The following is a 15522-nucleotide window of genomic DNA, read 5'->3' on the forward strand; positions in this document are numbered from 1 at the left end:
GCGGCGCCGGTCGCCTGTGGCAGGGTGACCTGGTGCACATCGAGGACTGGCCGTCGACGATCGGCGACGCGCTCGCCGTGCAGGAGCGGCTGCGCGAACAGGTCGACCTCACCGACGACGGCCCGGAGCTGCCGCCGACGGTGACCGGCCTTGACGTTGCTTATGACTCTGTCTACGACGACGCCGACGGGATCGCCGCGGCCGTCGTCACGCTCGAGACCGCCGGGCTCACCGTGGTGGAGGAACGGACGTACCGCGCGAAAGCCGTCTTCCCCTACGAGCCGGGCCTCTTCGCCTTCCGCGAGTTGCCGCCGCTGCTGACCGCGCTCGAGCGGCTGGACCGCGCGCCCGACGTCCTGGTCTGCGACGGCCACGGCCTCGCCCACCCGCGGCGCTTCGGCCTCGCCTGCCACCTCGGCGTGCTGACCGGGCTGCCCGCGTTCGGCGTCGGCAAGACCCGGTTCGTCGGCTCGCACGACGCTCCGGCGGCATCCCGGGGTTCGTCGGCGCCGCTGGTCGACGCCGGGGAAGAGGTCGGCGCGGTGCTGCGGACCCAGGACGGCGTCAAGCCGGTGTACGTCTCGGCCGGCCACCGGATCGGCCTGGCCCACGCCTGCCGGCTGACCCTGGCCCTGACCCCGCGCTACCGGCTGCCGGAGACCACCCGGCAGGCCGACCGGCTGTCCCGGGCGGCACTGAGGTGAGGTCGCTGGCCGAGCTGGACGCCGCCGTGGCCGGGTGCCGCGCCTGTCCCCGGCTGGTCACCTGGCGCGAAGGCGTCGTCGGCACGAAGGCGGCGTTCCGCGGCGAGGACTACTGGGCACGCCCGGTGCCGGGTTTCGGGCCGCCGGACGCGTCGCTCGCGGTCGTCGGCCTGGCGCCGTCGGCGCACGGCGCGAACCGCACCGGCCGGATGTTCACCGGCGACCCGTCGGGTGACTTCTTGTTCCGGGTGCTGCACGAGGTCGGCCTCGCGTCGCAGCCGACGTCGACCGCGATCGGCGACGGCCTGGAGCTGTACGGCACCCGGCTCGTTTCGCCGGTGCGCTGCGCCCCGCCGGAGAACAAGCCGACGCCCGCCGAGCGGGACACCTGCCGTCCGTGGCTGGCGGAGGAGCTGACACTGTTACGTCCGACACTGCGCGCGATCGTCGTGCTCGGCGCGTTCGGCTGGCAGGCGTTGCTGCCGGTGCTCGCCGCGGCCGGCTGGCCGGTGCCGCGACCGCGTCCGGCGTTCGCGCACGGCGCCGTCGTGGAGCTGGACGACCTGCGCCTATACGGCTGTTATCACGTCTCGCCGCGCAATGTCCAGACCCGGCGCGTGACGCACGAGATGGTGGCCGCCGTGTTTCGTGCCGCGACCTCGGTGACAATGTCGGACTGAATCGTTACGGAAACGGCCGCGACGCTGGTCACAGCGGGATGGGGTCCCCGAGCAAGGCGCCCGTGAAGGTGCGACTATGAGGACATGGCTGCTGCGAAGTCGAAGTCGGAACCGACTCGGATCCTCGTCCTCGGTGGTGGGTACGTCGGGCTCTACACGGCGTACGGCCTCCAGAAGATGCTCCGGGCCAACGAGGCCTCCGTGACCGTCGTTGACCCGCAGCCCCACATGACCTACGCGCCGTTTCTCCCGGAGGCCGCGGCCGGCGCGATCGAGCCCCGGCACGTGGTCGTGCCGCTGCGGCGGGTGCTCAAGCGCTGTCACGTGCTGACCGCGCGCGTCACCAAGATCGAGAACGAGAAGAAGTCCGTCACGGTCGAGGCGGCCGACGGCCACATCGAGCAGCTGGGCTACGACGTCCTGGTCGTCGCGCTCGGCGCCGTCGCGCGGATCCTGCCGATCCCCGGCCTGGTCGAGGAGGGCATCGCCTTCAAGACCATCGGCGAGGCGATCTACATCCGCAACCACGTCATGACGAAGCTCGACGAGGCGGCCAGCACGCTGGACCCCGAGCTGCGCAAGCGCCTGCTGACGTTCACGGTCGTGGGCGGCGGGTTCGCCGGCATCGAGGCGCTCGCCGAGCTCGAGGACATGACCCGGTTCGCGGTGGAGAACTACTACCCGAACATCAAGACCTCCGACATCCGCTGGGTGCTCGTCGAGGCCGCCGGCCGGATCCTGCCCGAGGTCCGCGAGACCCTCGGCGTGTACACGGTCGAGCAGCTGGAGAAGCGCGGCATCGAGGTCTACCTGTCGACCGCGGCGAAGTCGTTCGAGAACGGTCACGTCGTGCTTTCGGACGGCACCGAGTTCGACACCGACACGATCATCTGGACCGCCGGCGTGAAGGCCAACCCGGTGCTGCAGAACTCGGACCTGCCGCTCGACAAGCGCGGCCGCCTCGAGGCGACGGCGGCGATGCAGGTCGTCGGCCACCCGGAGGTGTGGACCGCGGGCGACAACGCGGCGATCCCGGATCTCTCGCGCACCGAAGACGACCCGACGGCGACGTGCCCGCCGAACGCGCAGCACGCGGTCCGCCAGGCGCGCCTGCTGGCGAAGAACATCATCAAGGTGATCCGCGGCGGCAAGCCGAAGGACTACTTCCACAAGAACCTCGGCGCGGTCGCCAGCCTCGGCCTGCACAAGGGTGTCGCGGACGCGCTGAACCTGAAGATCAAGGGCTTCCCGGCCTGGCTCTTCCACCGCGCGTACCACCTCAAGGCGATGCCGACCTGGAACCGGCGGATCCGCATCCTGCTGGACTGGATCCTGGGCGGGCTGTTCCGCCGCGAGGTCATCTCGCTCGGGCAGATCAACAACCCGAAGGACGAGTTCGCGCGCGTCTCGAAGTCCTGAGATCCCGCTTTTCGAGAGCCCCTGGTCCCCGCGACCGGGGGCTCTCGCGTTTTCAGCTGTCGTGCGGTCCGGTGGCCGATCCCGCGGCGGGCGGGGCGACGGCGTTGTGCGGCGCGGGATAGCTCTCCATGCCGGCACTTCCCGTCAGAGTGACGATTAAGGTTGGCGCCGACGGTAGCCCGGCCGGCCAGTTAACGTCAAGGTGACGATTACGGGCGGAACCGCAGCATGGCCGGGTGGAGCGCGGTGGCGGGGCCGCGCCGGTAGAGCGCGGCCGGCCGGCCGGGCTGGCGCGAGACCCGCTTCCCGGTCGGGATCAGGAATCCGTCGACGCCGATGATCTTGCGATGGAAGTTTCGCGGGTCGAGCTGTTCACCCCAGACGATTTCGTAGACCTCGCGCAGATCGGTCATCGTGAACTCCGGTGCGCAGAAGGCCGCCGCGAGCGTGGTGTACTCGAGCTTGCTGCGGGCGCGTTCGACCGCGTCCGCGATGATCTTCTTGTGGTCGAACGCGATCCGGGTGCGTGGCTTCAGCACCTTCTCCACGGGCATGAGGACCGCTTCGCGCGCGTCGCCGCCGGCCACGGGAACCGGGAGCTGGGGCGAGAAGGCGACGTAGCAGACCGTGATCACGCGCCGCCGCGGATCGCGGCCCGGTGTCCCGTACGTGCGCAGTTGCTCCAGGTGTAACGCCTGCGCGTCGAGGCCCGTCTCTTCCTGTAGTTCGCGGGCCGCGGCGTGGTCGAGGTCTTCCGACGTCGACGCGAGGAAGCCGCCAGGCAGGGCCAGCATGGCCTCGAACGGCGGAATTCCCCGCTTCACCAGCATGATCTGCAGCGAGTTGTCGTGCACGGTGAGGACGGCCAGGTCGACGGCGACCGCGACCTCGGGAATCGTCCACTCGTCGGGCTCAGGCATGTTCGACAACACGGCCGTTCGTGGTCGGTGGAGTGTCCATAGTGCACAGTGTACGCAGCGGGCCAATATTCGTCTTGTTGACGAGAATAGTCCGATGGGGCTACCTTGCATGGTGCACTTGGCATCCTGCCTGCAGGAGCCGTCGATCGAGGGCGCCGGTTTCCGGCGAACAGAGGGAGATCGTCATGGCAGAGCGGAAAGAAGGGACGGCCGTCCCGTGCTGGTAATCCTGACCGCGATGGAAGTGGAGCGCGCCGCGGTGCGCGCCCGGATGACCGGGGTGCGGCGGCACGTGCACCACGCGGGAACGGTGTTCGACGTCGGCGAGCTGGCCGGTCGCCCGGCCGCGCTCGGCATGGTGGGCATGGGCAACGCCCGCGCCGCCGCGATCGCGGAACGCGCGGTCGCGGAGTTCTCGCCGTCCGCGGTCCTGTTCACCGGCGTCGCCGGCGGGCTGCGCGACTGGCTCCGGCTCGGCGACGTCGTCGTCGCCCGGAAGGTCTACGCGTACCACGGTGGCCGCAGCGACGACGAAGGCTTCCGAAGCCGGCCGGAGGCGTGGGAACCCTCGCACCGGTTGCTGGAACTGGCGCGGGCGCTGGCCAGGGAGGGGAACTGGGCCGGCGCGGAGAGCGTGCCGGAAGTCCACTTCGAGCCGGTCGCGGCGGGCGAGGTGGTGGTCGACGGGCGGACGTCCGCGGTCGCGCGGTACCTGTGGGACAACTACAACGACGCGGTGGCGGTCGAAATGGAGAGCGCGGGGTTCGCGCTGACCAGCCACCTCAACGACAACGTCCCGGCACTGACCGTCCGCGGGATCAGCGACCGGGCGGACGGCGCCAAGGAACTGGCCGACGAGTCGGATTGGCAGGCGGTCGCCGCCGGCAACGCGGCGGACTTCGTCCGCGTGCTCGCCGGCGGGATCGGGGGCGCGGACGGTTCCCGTCAGGACGAGCGCACCGAGGAACCGGCGGCGAGCTTCACCAACGTGGCCAAGGACAACGCGTACGTCGGCCAGCAGGTGGGCGCCGTCTACGGCGACTTCCACGTGACCCAGCGGTCCTCCCGGAGGCACGCATGAACGTCCCGCCTCCCGGCTTCCAGAACCAGGCGTCCGGCGAATCCCACGTCGAGCAGCAGATCGGCGCGATCTACGGCGGCACGTTCCACCGCCACGAGACGACCTACCACATCAATCCCTCGGATCCGCCGGAGCGGCGGTACCAGGTCGCGCTGAACCACCTGCGAGGTGGCACCCCGCGCATGGCCGAGACGCTCTTCCAGGAGCTACTGCAGCAAGGCCACGCGTCGACCAGGCTCGCCTACTACTACGCCTTGTCCGTCCTCAGTGACCGGTCGCTCAACGAGATCAGCGACGACGTGTACGCGCGGTTCCGGATGGCGGACCTCACCGCCCGGCGGTTCGGCCACGACGAGTGGCGTGGCGCGCTGGGCGTGGTGTGGGAACTCATGTCCTTCGTGTGGCGGCAGGAGATGGGCACCGCCCTGGACGCCGCCGACCTGGCGAAGGCCATGGCGAACCTGCAGGAACTGCACCGGGACCGGCAGAACGAGATCACGCGGCACCTCGCGCTCGCCCTCGGCGGTGCGCTCCAGGACAGCGTGGACGCCGTGGACGCCGAGCGCGTCCGGACGGAGCGGCTGGCGCACGACCGGGCCGGCCGGGCGTGGAAGTTCTTCGAACCGGACCCCGCGGTGCCGCGGTACTTCGTGCCTGCGCGCGCGGCCATCCCCTCGGCGGAGTGGGTGAAGGCGGGCCTCGGCGGAGTCGGCGTGCTCTTCGGGACCCTCGCGTTCCTGAGCGGGTTCGGCGACGGCCGGGTCGGAGTGGGCGTCGCTGCCCTGCTCGTCATGGCGGCCGGGTTCGCCGGCGCGATCTGGGCCGGCCGCGAGCAGGAACTGGGCACGATGCGGCTGGTCGCCCGCGACCGCGAGCACGGCGTCCCGCTGCAGTTCCAGCCCGCCGCCTCGCCCGGCCACTGGGTGCCGTCCCGGTTCGTCGAGCAGATCCACAAACTGGTGGAGGCGCGCTTCTGGGATGCACGGCCGCACACGCCGGGCAGCTGGGTGAACGACACCCGCGGCATCTGCGAGTACTACAAATGGCGGTTCGTGACCCTGTTCGGCAACGCGCAGGTCGACGCCGAGGCAGTGAACTGGCTGATCCGGTGGCACGCCCGCCGGGTGGCCGCAGAGTGGCGGAGCGGCACCCTGTTCGCCTACCGCGACGAGGTCCGCCCGTCGGGGATCAGTCTCCTCGTCCACCGCGCCGGCATCGCGGTCGCGGTCGTCGGAGCGCTGATCATGCTCGGCGGTTCGGGCGGCTTCACCGGAGCGGCGTTCTTCCTCGGCATAGGCGGCTTCTTCGCGATGAAGCACGGCCTCCGGATCATGGTGGCCCACCAGTTCCAGGCCGAGGAGAACGAACGCGGCAGCCGGCTGCTGAAGGAGGAGGAGCAGGCGTTCGCGGAATGGTCCCAGGTGCTCGCGGACCGGCCCGACGACGCCGAGATGGCGTGGTGGCTCGACCTGGACAAGTCACACCTCAAAACCGAGGCACTGCGCCGGTGCGCGCTGACCAACCGGGACCTGGTGGCGCACGTGGTCCTGACGGAGGGAGCGGCCAACGCAAGACGCGCCCGCGTCCTCGGCGGCCCGATGCGTTACTCGCGTTACGTGATCCTCGTGTTCCTCCTGACGCGCAGCGGCGTCCGCGAGATCGAGGTGGACCTGGACTTCCTCAAGGCCGACGTCCACGACGAGCGCCGAACGTCGTTCCGCTACGACGCCCTCTCCGCTGCCCGAGTCGCCGAAGTCGGCGTCCGTTACGCGGACGGGTGGCACTACCAGATCCTCAACGGGGACAACGCGGTGCTCCAGCAGATGCAGTCGGTGCGAAAGCGGGCGTTCCGCTTGACCCTGGTCAGCGGCGAGCAGATCTCGGTCGTCGCCGAGGGCTTCGAAGGCCTGACGGACGAGAGCGTGGAGAACGAGGCGATGTTGCAGCGCCTCGCACTGGAGTCATCGGGCATCGCGGGCGCACTGCACGTCCTGGAGGCGGTCTCGGCGGAGGGCCGCGACTGGATAGCGAGGGAGCAGGAACGCCGCCGCCGCCGCTCGGAGGACTGGCGCCGAGGAGAGCCCGGCCCCAGCCTCCTCGACGGCGAAGAGCCCCAGTTACCGCTGGGATAGCGCGCCGCACTGGACACACATCCGGCTCGATCACCTAGAGTGTGCGGTGCCCCCGTAGCCCAACCGGCAGAGGCAGTCGACTTAAAATCGATTCAGTGCGGGTTCGAGTCCCGTCGGGGGCACCAAACACGCTGGTCAGCGCCACGGCGTGGAGCGTAGTGAAGATCAAGTGCCCCAGTTACGCCCCACTTTGCCCGTGACGGTCACAAGAGGTCTTCCATCGCGTCCGCGATCGTGGGTGCCACGGCGCCCCGGCCGACGTACCGGTCGAGGGTAACCGATGGTCGAGCGTGGCCGAGGAAGTCCGCGATCTGACGGGCGGAGTAGCCCGCTTCGTCGAGGACCGTGCCGGCCGTCTTGCGGTAGACGTGCGATTTCACCCACGAGAAGCCCTCCGAGCCCCGGCACTCCCGCAGTGACCGGCGGGTGTTCGACGGGTCCCGCAGCCCACCCAGTGAGTCAGGGAAGACGGGACTCGCCGGCAACCGCCCTTCGGCGAGGGCAACCCGACGTCGTCGCCGAAGCATGTCGACGACCCACGATGTCAGCGGGATCGTCCGCTCGGACGCCGGTGTCTTCGGGTCGGTGCGCACGAGCCCGACGCCCCTGAGACGGACGACGGTCCATTCGAAGCGCGCAACCCCGATACCGACGCCGTTCTCGACCTCATCCGGGAGCCTGACGTCTTCCCAGTAGAGGGCCAATGCCTCACCGATCCGGACTCCGGCCCGAGCACGTCGAGAACACACCGATCGTCGACCCGAAACCCGGCACGGCGACTCCCGGCGGCGGCTTCGCCGTGCTCACGCTGCAGGGGCTGGAGCCCGACAGCATGACCGAGACGTTCCACTCCCGGATGCCGACTCCCGAGGAGATCGACGAACTGGAACTCCCCGCAGGCGAGCCCGTGATGATCCTGGAGCGCACGACCCGGACGGCGGACGGCACCCCGGTCGAGTTTGCACGCGGCATACACGCGGCGTCCCGGTTCGCCTGGTCCTACACGTTCGAGATCCCCGAGTAATTCCGCGAGGAGAGACCTGTGCCGACGCCGACAACGGAGATCCCCCACGAGCTGCGCGAGGACGTCGAGACGCTGTGGAACTTCCACCGCATCGACGACCAGCTACACCCGGTAGACGTCGCGATCGGACTCGGAAGCCATGACCCGAGCGTCGCCGTCTACGCGGCCGAGCTGTACGGCCGGCATCTTTTCCCGCTGATCGCATTCACCGGCGCCAACGCTCCCACCACGGTTGACCGGTTTCCTCGCGGTGAAGCCGTCCACTATCGCGAGATCGCGCTGGAGAAGGGCGTTCCCGACTCCGCAATTCTCGTAGAGCCGAAGGCCACCAATACGGCTGAGAACTTCGAGTTCACCCGGGACTTGCTCCGTCAGCACGGCACCAAGGTCACCAGTGCCCTGATCCTTAGTCGGCCGTACCAGCAGCGTCGGGCCTACACGACTGCGAAGAAGCTATGGCCAGAGGTCGACTTCCTCTGCTCCGCGATTCAGCAGCCGCTAGCCGACTACGTCGAGAGCATCGGCGACCCCAAGCGGGTGATCGACATGCTCGTCGGAGACACCCAGCGACTGACGATCTACGCCGACGCCGGGTACGCGATTCCTCAGGAGATCCCTGCCCACGTCGAAGCCGCCTATCACCGCTTGATCGCCGCAGGTTACGACAGCCGGATCATCCCGAAGACGTAGTTCTCCAGTCCATCCAGGACTGTGTGTTCAGAGTTTCTTTTCTTGTTCAAGGCGGCCCCTCCGGGGCCGCGCCGCTATCGGCCGGCACGCGCGGGGCCCGCCTCCGGCACCCACGCGACCGGCCGGCGGCTGCACCGGGGCCGCAGCCATGGAGAAGAATGTCCTCGCCCCACGGCAGGTCTCCGCGATGGCCGGCGGGAAGAGCATCCGTCGCGTCTGCAGGTAGCCGTGGTCCCGTCCGTGCCCCCTTCCCGCTCGTCACGGGCTCAAACACGCATCCGGCCCCGTCAAGGCTGAAATGTACCTGCGGGCCTTGACGGGGCCGGATACGAGCTCAAGCAGCTTAGGATCGGGAAGGGGAGGACTGGCAGGTGATCATTGCTCCAGCCGCGAAGCGATCGGGCTGCGCCAGTTTCCACGAGATACCGAAAAGCCACCCAATCCAATTCTGAAACAGCTCGATTCAGCTTCCATCTCCGTCAGACTTCTTGACCTGAGCACTAATCCTCTTAATCTTCGAATCAGCTAACCCACTCGCAACTTCAAGCAGCCGAGACGCCTCAGCTATAACTGAAGGTCCGCTCTCAACCTCCATGCGCGGGTAGGTTGAATTGCCGAATATCTGCGCAGCGAATTTGGTGCGAAGTGCAGATTGCGATTCGCTATCCAATGGAGAAACAAAAGCATCGAAAGTCTGAAGTTGCATGGCCAGCTCTCGCGCCCAATTCGCACTGACACGATGACGACCAGACTCGCGTCCAAGATATGCCGCCAGAGCCGCAAGTGGAATGACAAACGTCAGCTTCAGCAGGTCTGCAAGCATGAGGTTGCCCGGCTCGATCGCGATCAATATTACCCCAGTCAAGGCGACAATAAGGAGCGACACGCCAATGACTGCAACGCGGAGCCAGTCTGCGATCTTTTTTTCTGAATCCGCAAAGTCTCTATAATAACCCGCCTGTGCGGTCGACCCAACCTCACCAGCAGCCTTCTTTGCCGAACTCAAGACATCTAGAGTCTCGTCTCGTGCAGACTCTGCCTGCGCGAGAGCCTTGCGGGCAACAAGCCTGTCAGCATAGGGCTCTACGAGACCGATTATCGACTCGCGGACATCTTGTTCAGGAACCTTTGGCGCAAAGCTCAAAACATGGGAAGGAATCTCCTCAAACCCGTCAATAAGCTTACCTGCCGATGCGCGAATTGCACGAACAACTCCATTGGGCATGCGGTCGTCTGGCCATTGTTGAGCCGCCACAACACGCAACTCCCTGAGAGGTTCACTAAGTTCTTCGACAGTCATTAGCAAATAAGCATCATCGGTCATTGCCCTAAGCGAACCGGGGATTTCCCAAAGGTCGCCGAAGAATTTCTCAATAGTCGCAATTGCAGTTGCCGCGGTCGACGCTGCGTCACGCTCACCCGCGAGAAACGGCCGCCCTGCGCGCCCGACGCGATGGTTCAACTCTGCGACAGCTGAGCCGGTCTGTTTTACTTGAGACATCACAGCCTCATACCTGCGTATATCGGGCTCTTCGAGAGCCTCGCTAGCGTCCATGATGACCCCTTCACGCGCCGTCGAGCGCGCCTCTCGCTTTTGTCGTTGATCATTCAAAGCGCCAGTTCATTCTAGTACATGCCCTGAAAGGATCAAGGCCCCCTGGATCAGTACGCCGACCCGTTAGGCTACCTCGTCGAGAAGGCCCCCAGCCCCTCCGTCCGCCGACAACAGCCCACATTCTGCCCACATGGCAGCACCGAACGATGACCAACGACCGTGATCAAGGACCGCGATCTCTGCTGCTCAACGGCCACAAACTGTCGGCGACGCATGTCCCCGAAAGAGTGAGTAAGTGCAAGGCGATCTTGGTTCAGGTCCTGCCGGGCGCGAGATGAAGTGCCCCACTTTCGCCCCACTATTAACGCCCAAGGATGACCGATCTTCGCGGACGGCCACCGTTGGCACGCGCGAATCTTGCAGGCAGTGACCCATGTCGATCAACAACGACCATTCGCGGCCGACCTGGCCTGCAAATCGATTCAGTGCGGGTTCGAGTCCCGTCGGGGGCACCAGAAGGTCCTGATTCAAACCATTCTCGATGAAAGCGGCGTCACCCACGGTGACGCCGCTTTCACGTTGTGTGCTCGTCGCCTGCGGCGGCGACCTTCGCCGTCTTGATCTCAGTCTCTGCCTGGGCCAACTCCCGCGTCAGGCGCTGCATCTCCGAGCCAAGTAGGTCTTGTGGAATAGCCCCGGCGTAGTGAGCCTGGAGGAGCTTCTGCCGCTCGTCGTTGATGCGCGTCTTGCGCGCCGTGGCCCGTTCCAGGCTGCGGCTGGCCTCAGCTTGCTGAGCGGCCAACTCCTGCCGGACAGCATCTTTGGTCTTCGTCTTCCGCTTGACGCACATGTAGTAGACGTACGTGACACCGTTGCCCTTGTTGGCGGAGTACACCAACCGGCCGCCGCAGTCCGAGCAGTAGATGGTGGACCGCAGATGGGTACCGCACCTCAGCGGCCGTGCACCGCGGAGTGATCAGCCGAGGTCGGAGCATATCGGTCGAGTCCGGTCGACGTGGGCGAGAGTCGGCGATACCACCGTGATACCGGGGTGACGCCGGCATTCCCCAGAATTTCGATCGGTACCAACCGGGGGTTCGAAGGGGAACTTGCGGCTGCGTCCCGTGGTGATCACCCCGAGAAGTCCGAGCAGGTGGGATCCGCGCCGGGTTTGCTCGTTCTCGTCGATCTTTTGGGGTGTCTGTGCTCGCATCACGTCGTCTTGTCTCGGGTGTGCTGTCCGGGCTCCTCATGGCCGGCTTGGTTTCCGCCGCTCCGGCCATCCACGCTGCGCCCGCGGGACCGCTCAAGGACGGTTCGACGGCAGCGATGATCACCGCGCTGGCATCGGGCGAGCGGGTCGAGGTGGCGGAAAAGACCACCGAGACTTCGCAGACCTTCGCCAATCCCGATGGCAGGATGACACTGGAGCAGCACGTGCTCCCGGTGCGGGCGCGCCGGGGCGGCGGCTGGGTCCCGGTGGACCGGACACTTGAGCGCGACGCGGCGGGAGCGGTCTCGCCCAGGGCCGCCGCGACCCCACTCGAGTTCTCCGGCGGCGGCTCGGCGCCGCTCGTGCGCTTAGGCAAGGACGGCAGGCAACTGACGTTGCGGTGGCCGGACACCTTGCCCGCGCCGACCCTGTCCGGGGATTCCGCGACCTATGCCGAGGTGTTGCCCGGCGTCGACCTGCGGGTGAAGGCCGACGTCGCGGGTTTCTCGCACGTTCTCGTGGTCAAGACGCCAGCCGCGGCGCGCAATCCGCGGCTGGCCAAGGTCTCTTTTGGACTCGAGACGAAGGGAATTTCGGTGCGGGCGGGCGCCGGCGGCGTACTGAACGCGACGGATGATGGTGGCAAGGTCGTCTTCCAGGCTCCGCCGGCCCAGATGTGGGACGCGGGCGCGAAGGTGCCCCAGGCGGGGGAGCGGCCGCAGCGGCGGGCGATCATCCCCGTGGAACTGTCCAGCAAGCAGCTCAGGTTGGTGCCGGACCAGAAGATGCTGACCGATCCGGGGACGCGGTTCCCCGTCGAGATCGACCCGACCTGGAGTACGGGCCAGAATGGCTGGGGGCTGGTCTACGACGAGCCGTCCGGCTATCGGGGGAACACCTACTGGGGTGGGGACGGCGACGGTGTCGCCAAGGTCGGTTACTCGTCTTGGGAATCGCCGACGGTCCGGATCCGTTCGTATTTCCAGTTCGACATCAGCGCGCTGCTCGGCAGCCAGGTCCTGGGTGCCGAGGCCAACTTCCTCGAGGTCCACGCGCCTTCCTGCGCGCCGAAGTGGGTCGACCTCTACCACACCGGTGGCATCGACGCCGGGTTGAACTGGAACAACCAGCCTGGCTGGATTTCGAAGGTCGGCTGGGCGGAGGTCGCCCACGGCTACCCCGGCTGCGGCCCCGACTGGGTCGGCTTCGACGTCGGCGGCGCGGTGGCGAGCTCGATCAATGCCTGGGGTTCGACTGTGACGTTCGGGCTCGTTTCCGGCGACGAGGGCGCCTCCCGCGAAGGAAATCTCTCCTGGAAGAAGTTCGACCCGAACCCCAACCTGATCGTGACCTACAACAACCGCCCGTTCGCGCCGAGTGATCTGGCGTCGGAGCCGAAGGGTCCGTGCGGCACGGAACCGAACGAGCCGTACATCACGACGGCGACTCCGATATTGAAGGCGAGGATCACCGACCCGAACGGCGACCGGGTGCGAGCCCACTTCGCCTGGGGTAACCGGTTCGCCGGGGAGATCGGCTCGCAGGACATGGAGTTCCAGGAGTCCGGCTCGGAGTTCCGTCTCAGGATTCCCGACGGGTCCTTCAAGGACGGCTCGAAAATCGCCTGGCGGGTCCAAGGCAGGGACATCCACGATTTCGCCGGGGACTACTCGAGCTGGTGCGACATCACCGTCGATCTCACGCCGCCGAACACGATGCCGTCCGTCACATCCACCGTCTATCCGGAAAACGGCGAAGGCGGCGCGCCAGGGCAAACGGCCGCGTTCGAATTCAACGCCAACGGTGACACGGATGTGGCGGAGTTCAGGTACCGGCTCGACGGCCAGGAGGAGAAGATCGCCAAGGCGGTGAACGGAAAGGCCACCGCCTACATCACGCCGCCGACGCGCGATCCGTACACGCTTCACGTGGTCAGCGCGGACCGGGCGGGCAACCGAGCGCCGGCCGACAAGACCAAGGACTACCGGTTCCGAGTCGGCGTGCCCAGCACTCCGACGGGCTATTGGAAGCTGGACGGCCGCAACCCGTCGACCACCGTGCTCAGCGCCGTCGACCCCGCCCACGACGGATCCTTCGCCGCGGGCAAGGCCAAGTGGGTCGGCGGCAGGGTCGGTGACGCGCTGGAGTTCGACGGCAGGACCCCCGGCGCATGGGTGTCGACCGCGGGCGGTCCCAGCGTGAACACCACCGAGAGTTTCACGGTCAGCGCGTGGGTACGGCTCGATCGCAGCGACGGCGTGACTCACGCGGCGGTCAGTCAGGACGGCACCAAGTTCTCCAGGTTCTCGTTGAACTACATCGGCGGTCAGGTGAACGCCTGGGGACTCTTCGTGACCAATGAGAACAACGGAGTGCCCGACCTGCGGTACGCGTTCGCGAAGAGCCCGCCGCAACTCGGCATGTGGACCCATCTGACCGGGGTCTACAACTCGTCGGAGAACCGCATCGAAATCTATGTCAACGGCGTGCTCGCCGGTACGGCTGATTCCGGGCCGCCGCAGCCGTCGGCCGGAGCCTTGCAGATCGGCCGGGCGATGTGGGACGGCAACCAAGGTGACAACTGGGCGGGGGCGATCGACGAGGTCAAGGTCTACAACCGCGCGCTGCCGGACGTGAAGGTGGCCGAGGCCACCGAAATCGACAAGCTGGCCACCCGGCCCGCTACGGAGGAAGCGTCCTTCCGGCTGGATGAGGGCACGGGTACCACCACCACGGACGCGTCCGGCAACTACCGGGCCGCGACGCTGCAACCAGGGGTGACCTGGGCGCCCGGCAAAGTCGGAAAATCATTGCGGTTCAACGGGTCGGGTTCGGTGTCCGCCGAAGGTCCCGCGGTGCGCACCGACAACAGTTTCACCGTCAGTGCGTTCGTGAACATGGACAGAGCCGGCGAAACCCGGATCGCGGTCAGCCAGGACGGTGAGCGCAACAGCGGTTTCTCTCTGATGTGGCACACTGTTCACCAGAACTGGGTGTTCTCGGTGCCCCAGTCCGACGCCGACGGCGCGACGATGTTCAGCGCACCGGCACCCAAGGACCCGAAGGCGGCGACCGGTAGCTGGGTGCACCTGACCGGTGTCTATGACGCTTCCGTGCCCGAGATCCGGTTGTACGTAGACGGTGTGCAGGTCGCGAATACGCCGACGCCCGGTGGAATCCAGACGAACGCCGCCAAGCCGCTGCAGATCGGCCGGGGCAAGTGGGCGGGCCGGCAGGCCGACCCCTTCCTTGGCTCGATCGATGAGGTGCACCTGTATTCGGGGGTCCGGACGGCGGCCGAGATCAATGAGGAACGTCTCGACCCGGTGACCGATCGTGCGTGGTCAGGCGCGCTCGCGCGCTATATCAGCTATGACGCCGATCATTTCTCGGCGAGCGGCCCGGTGCCGCGAGGCTATCGGCTGGAGCACCCACTCGGCTGGCTGGTACCGGTCGGGACTCCCGGCACCTTGCCGCTGTATTCCTGCCGGTTCCCCGGGATGGACGAAGTGACGTCCCACGACCCCAACTGCGAGGGCTGGACGAAACTGGGCACGCTGGGTGCGGTATACCAGGCGCAGCCGGCCGGCGAACCGACGCAGATGCTTTACCGATGTCACACCGGCGCACCGAAATATGAGCATTTCGAATCATTGAGGTCGGACTGCGAGGGATTCCCCGTGGACGGTCCGCTCGGTTACGTCCTGAGCTACGCGATGCTCAGCCGATACCTCAAGACCGATCTCGGGGCCGACCGCCGGACAAGTATCGGTGGCGTGCCGGCGCCTTACCAACGTGAGAGATCGATGTGGGCGGTTTCGACGTCCGCGACGGCAGGCACGGTGCCTTTGATGCTGTGTGAGATCAACGGCGACAAGTTCAGCTCCCTTTCGGCCGGCTGTGAAGGAAAGACAGCACTGGGTCAGGCGGGCTGGATCTGGGCCAGTCCACCGGCCGGGCTGCGGAGCTTGCCGTTGTCCCGATGCAAGACGCTCGATCCCGACGGGAAAACGCCCGTCGATCGGTTCGACTCGATCACCGACGACTGCGAGGGCCAGGACGTCGTCGACGTGCTCGGCTATGTGGTTGTGCCGTGAACTGGGG

12 protein-coding genes and 1 tRNA gene are annotated in these 15522 nt (G+C 67.0%); 9 read left to right on the plus strand and 4 right to left on the minus strand.

What is annotated here, in order from left to right:
- Window positions 1–32 precede the first annotated feature (32 nt).
- The 3 genes from AB0M82_RS35765 to AB0M82_RS35775 all read left to right on the plus strand — a co-directional run bounded on the left by AB0M82_RS35765 (window position 33) and on the right by AB0M82_RS35775 (window position 2803).
- Window positions 33–704, plus strand: coding sequence for an endonuclease V (locus AB0M82_RS35765; RefSeq protein ID WP_364731736.1), 672 nt, complete (start codon window positions 33–35; stop codon window positions 702–704).
- Window positions 701–1384, plus strand: coding sequence for a uracil-DNA glycosylase (locus AB0M82_RS35770; protein ID WP_364731739.1), 684 nt, complete (start codon window positions 701–703; stop codon window positions 1382–1384). Before AB0M82_RS35765 ends, AB0M82_RS35770 begins: the two co-directional genes overlap by 4 nt.
- An 84-nt stretch (window positions 1385–1468) precedes the next feature.
- A complete protein-coding gene (locus tag AB0M82_RS35775; RefSeq protein WP_364731742.1) occupies window positions 1469–2803 on the plus strand; it encodes an NAD(P)/FAD-dependent oxidoreductase in 1335 nt (444 codons plus the stop codon).
- Window positions 2804–3012: 209 nt separating this feature from the next.
- Here AB0M82_RS35775 and AB0M82_RS35780 read toward each other — a convergent pair whose 3' ends face one another.
- Window positions 3013–3723, minus strand: a complete 711-nt coding sequence (locus tag AB0M82_RS35780; RefSeq protein WP_364731744.1) for an NUDIX domain-containing protein — start codon at window positions 3721–3723, stop codon at window positions 3013–3015.
- A 217-nt stretch (window positions 3724–3940) separates the two neighbouring features.
- On the opposite strand from AB0M82_RS35780, the gene AB0M82_RS35785 reads away from it, so the two are divergent.
- From AB0M82_RS35785 to AB0M82_RS35795, 3 genes are all read left to right on the plus strand, one after another.
- Window positions 3941–4804: a 5'-methylthioadenosine/S-adenosylhomocysteine nucleosidase gene (locus AB0M82_RS35785; protein ID WP_364731746.1), complete on the plus strand. Its 864-nt coding sequence runs from the start codon at window positions 3941–3943 to the stop codon at window positions 4802–4804.
- On the plus strand, window positions 4801–6936 hold the full coding sequence (locus AB0M82_RS35790) for a hypothetical protein (RefSeq protein WP_364731748.1): 2136 nt from the start codon (window positions 4801–4803) through the stop codon (window positions 6934–6936). The genes AB0M82_RS35785 and AB0M82_RS35790 overlap by 4 nt, the downstream gene beginning before the upstream one ends.
- A 48-nt stretch (window positions 6937–6984) precedes the next feature.
- A tRNA-Leu gene (locus tag AB0M82_RS35795) sits at window positions 6985–7061 on the plus strand.
- 78 nt (window positions 7062–7139) lie between these two features.
- On the opposite strand, the gene AB0M82_RS35800 is transcribed toward AB0M82_RS35795, so the two are convergent.
- Window positions 7140–7640 (minus strand): tyrosine-type recombinase/integrase, encoded by a 501-nt coding sequence (locus AB0M82_RS35800; RefSeq protein WP_364731751.1) that lies wholly within the window; start codon window positions 7638–7640, stop codon window positions 7140–7142.
- Here AB0M82_RS35800 and AB0M82_RS35805 point away from each other — a divergent pair.
- Window positions 7640–7960, plus strand: a complete 321-nt coding sequence (locus tag AB0M82_RS35805) for a UTRA domain-containing protein (protein WP_364731754.1) — start codon at window positions 7640–7642, stop codon at window positions 7958–7960. The two genes, AB0M82_RS35800 and AB0M82_RS35805, sit on opposite strands and share 1 nt — an antisense overlap.
- A gap of 18 nt (window positions 7961–7978) precedes the next feature.
- Complete coding sequence (locus tag AB0M82_RS35810; RefSeq protein WP_364731756.1) at window positions 7979–8650, plus strand: YdcF family protein; 672 nt, start codon at window positions 7979–7981, stop codon at window positions 8648–8650.
- A gap of 463 nt (window positions 8651–9113) precedes the next feature.
- On the opposite strand, the gene AB0M82_RS35815 is transcribed toward AB0M82_RS35810, so the two are convergent.
- On the minus strand, window positions 9114–10205 hold the full coding sequence (locus AB0M82_RS35815) for a hypothetical protein (RefSeq protein WP_364731759.1): 1092 nt from the start codon (window positions 10203–10205) through the stop codon (window positions 9114–9116).
- Between the two features lie 574 nt (window positions 10206–10779).
- Window positions 10780–11100, minus strand: a complete 321-nt coding sequence (locus tag AB0M82_RS35820; RefSeq protein ID WP_364731761.1) for a hypothetical protein — start codon at window positions 11098–11100, stop codon at window positions 10780–10782.
- 302 nt (window positions 11101–11402) lie between these two features.
- Here AB0M82_RS35820 and AB0M82_RS35825 point away from each other — a divergent pair, with 302 nt between their 5' ends.
- A complete protein-coding gene (locus AB0M82_RS35825) occupies window positions 11403–15515 on the plus strand; it encodes a LamG-like jellyroll fold domain-containing protein (protein ID WP_364731763.1) in 4113 nt (1370 codons plus the stop codon).
- Window positions 15516–15522 lie beyond the last annotated feature (7 nt).

It is taken from the genome of Amycolatopsis sp. NPDC051128 (assembly GCF_040682715.1).
Lineage (GTDB): Bacteria > Actinomycetota > Actinomycetes > Mycobacteriales > Pseudonocardiaceae > Amycolatopsis.

Bases quoted from the DNA above. Each gene is read 5' to 3' on its own strand.
- AB0M82_RS35805 (WP_364731754.1), top strand. From the start codon at position 7,640: ATGCCTCACCGATCCGGACTCCGGCCCGAGCACGTCGAGAACACACCG.
- AB0M82_RS35780 (WP_364731744.1), bottom strand. From the start codon at position 3,723: ATGCCTGAGCCCGACGAGTGGACGATTCCCGAGGTCGCGGTCGCCGTC.
- AB0M82_RS35815 (WP_364731759.1), bottom strand. From the start codon at position 10,205: ATGGACGCTAGCGAGGCTCTCGAAGAGCCCGATATACGCAGGTATGAG.
- AB0M82_RS35790 (WP_364731748.1), top strand. From the start codon at position 4,801: ATGAACGTCCCGCCTCCCGGCTTCCAGAACCAGGCGTCCGGCGAATCC.
- AB0M82_RS35775 (WP_364731742.1), top strand. From the start codon at position 1,469: ATGGCTGCTGCGAAGTCGAAGTCGGAACCGACTCGGATCCTCGTCCTC.